The organism is Mesorhizobium sp. M7A.F.Ca.CA.001.08.2.1 (assembly GCF_003998455.1).
GTDB lineage: Bacteria > Pseudomonadota > Alphaproteobacteria > Rhizobiales > Rhizobiaceae > Mesorhizobium > Mesorhizobium ciceri.
Genome location: NZ_RZPW01000784.1, coordinates 1 through 2778 on the forward strand (window position 1 = coordinate 1; position 2778 = coordinate 2778).

Sequence of the window (2778 nt, forward strand, 5' to 3'; positions counted from 1 at the left end):
GCGAAAAATAGGCTTCGGTAACAGCGGCTTGCCAGGCATCACCGCCTGCGGGACCGCCGATCGTATCGACGACGTATTTCATTCCCCGACCTTTCTGGTTGGCCCGGTTAGCCCGGTGTTTTTTTGAAGATTACAGGAATCCGCCCGCGCGTATTGGTCAAAAACGAATAAACTTATGTGGTCGGCTAGCCCAGACCGGAGCTCGCGACCAGCCTTGGGCGTGCAAACCGCCAGCCGACTTGGAGCCATGCAGTCTTTTCGCATACTCATTCAGGATAAGTTGTCGGCTTCCAGATGTGGGTGGAAATGATGTCCCGCAGTTCCGTGCGCACCGCACGGAAGAGTGGGCGAAAGTTCGAGGACATCGGTCGCTGCGACGAGGTCGCGAGGATCAGCTGTCGGGTAATCGGCGGGTCGAATGGCCAGACCTGGATGCGGCCAGCCTCAACAAGGAGATGGACGGAGGCATAGGGCAGAACCGTATATCCTGTGCCCTCCTCGACCAGAAGCAAGGTTGAAGGCATTGCCTCCAGTTCCATCTCGACACGCGGATAGATGCCATGCTCCGCCAAGGTGTTGTCGATAAGTCGCCGCAGCCCGTGTGGGCGGCTGGGCAGGATCATCGGCAGCTCGGCGAAAATGTTGAGGCCGACCGGCCCGCGCGGCAGCACGCGCTCGGACAACACCGGTCCGATCAGAAACAGCTCGTCATCGGCCAGCGGTTCGGTCAGCACGGAAGGATGGTTCGGCGAATTGTAGAGCACTGCGGCATCGATGCGACCAGCAATCAGCCATTCCAGGATATGGCCGCTGAAGCCTTCGATCACTTGCAGCGCGACATTGGGAAACTCGTTCTTGATCTTCTTGACCAGCGGCACCGTCAGCACGGTGCCGACCGAAGGCGGCACGGCCAGCACCAACCTCCCCTTCGGCGAGGATTTGAGGTTTGAGACCGCATTCTGCGCCAGCCGCATCCGCTCGACGATCTCGTCGGCGTGGGCCTTCAAGAGCACGCCCGCCTCGGTCAGCACAACACCGCGGCCGTTGCGATAGAACAATTCGACGCCGAGCTCCTCCTCAAGTCCGCGAACATGACGCGTGACCATCGGCTGGGTAACGTTGAGGTCGAGCGCGGCTTTCGAGAAGCTGCCGGCCGCACCGACGGCGATGAATACCTGTAGCTGCTTCGTGTCCAACTCTCACCCCAACCGTCCGCTGCTGCAGAGCCTCCAGGCTGACCCGGCGGCGTCCGTGTCACATGCCGAACGGGTACTTCTGGCCTCGGACATTCAAGAACACGGCATAGACAGACGTTGTCGCCGTGATGAACAGCCGATTGTTGCGCGGCCCACCAAAGGCCAGGTTCGCAACCATTTCCGGCACCTGAATTTTCCCGATGAGCTCACCTTCGGGCGTATGGCACTGTACGCCATCCCATGCGCTGATCCAGAGATTGCCCGTAACATCAAGGCGAAAACCATCCGGAATGCCAGGCGATATATCGGCGAAGATGCGGGAATTTACCAATCTGTCACCGTCAACGTCAAATTGCCTGACATGATGCGGGGCGCTGCGGTCGGTGAGGAAGCCGGAGTCCGAAATATAAAGACGCTTCTCGTCAAGCGAGAAGGCGAGCCCGTTCGGCATGGAGAAATCATCGGCAACGACGGTGATTGCTCCCGAGCCGGGATCGATCCTGTAGACGCGGCAGCCCGGTTGCTCCTGCAGACCCTTGCGCCCGACATAGTCTGAAATGATCCCGTAGTTGGGGTCGGTGACCAGACGCTGCCGTCGGATTTGACGACCACATCGTTCGGCGAATTCAACGGCTTGCCATCGAAGGAATCAGCCAGCACGGTGATCGCACCATCCCATTCGGTGCGCACAACGCGGCGCTCCCCCTGCATGCAGGTGACCAGCCTGCCGTTGCGGTCGCGTGTATTGCCGTTCGGGTTGGAGACATGGCCGCGGAAAAGCGAAACCGCCCCTGTCTCCTCGTCCCAGCGCAGCATCCTGTCGTTGGGGATATCGCTCCAGATCAGGGAGCGAAGATCGGCGAAATAGACCGGCCCCTCCGCCCAGCGATTTCCCGTATGGATGGTTTCGAGGAATGCGACCGGATCGATCAGGTCCCCAAACCGCGCGTCGATCATTTCGTAGCAGGACATCGACCGCCTCGCCTATGGCAGCCGGATCGCGACGGTCTTGGTCTCGGTGTAGAGCTGGAGCGCCTGCTCGCCAAGTTCGCGCCCCCAGCCCGACTGCTTGAAACCGCCGAACGGCATGGTGACGTCATTGACGTTGTGGCAGTTCACCCAGACCGTGCCGGATTTGATCTTCGCGGCCAGCCGATGCGCGGCGCCCAGATTGTTGGTCCAGATCGATGCGGCAAGGCCATATTCCGTGTCGTTGGCGTCCTTGGCGAGTTTGTCCAGATCCTCGTCGTCGAAGGGCATCGCGCAGGCCACCGGCCCGAATATCTCTTCGCGGATCACCGACATGTCCGGCCGCGTCCGGGAAATGACCGTCGGCTTGACGAAATAGCCGGTGTCACCGGCCCGTGTGCCGCCGGTGACGATCTCGGCGCCGTCACTCCTGCCTTCCGAGATCAGTCGGGTGATGCGTTCCATCTGCTGCTGAGAGACGACGGGGCCGAGCTCGGTCGCAGGATCGAGCCCTGCGCCGAGCTTCAGCTTTTCGGCACGCGCCGCGATCCCGGACATGACCTTGTCGTAGATCTTCTTGTGAACGAAGAAACGCGTTCCAGCGCCGCAGCTC

At 60.7% G+C, this 2778-nt stretch carries 2 protein-coding genes and 1 pseudogene; all 3 read right to left on the minus strand.

Translation table 11 applies throughout. The features are described 5' to 3' along the window. Nucleotides 1-266 precede the first annotated feature (266 nt). The gene (locus tag EN914_RS30830; RefSeq protein WP_024502393.1) at nt 267-1196 is read right to left on the minus strand and encodes a LysR substrate-binding domain-containing protein; all 930 of its coding nucleotides are present in this window, start codon (nt 1194-1196) and stop codon (nt 267-269) included. A gap of 58 nt (nt 1197-1254) precedes the next feature. After that, nucleotides 1255-2168 (minus strand): annotated as a pseudogene (locus tag EN914_RS30835) (SMP-30/gluconolactonase/LRE family protein). A gap of 12 nt (nt 2169-2180) precedes the next feature. Then, nucleotides 2181-2778: aldehyde dehydrogenase (locus EN914_RS30840; protein WP_127389493.1), on the minus strand; the 598-nt coding region annotated here is incomplete at its 5' end.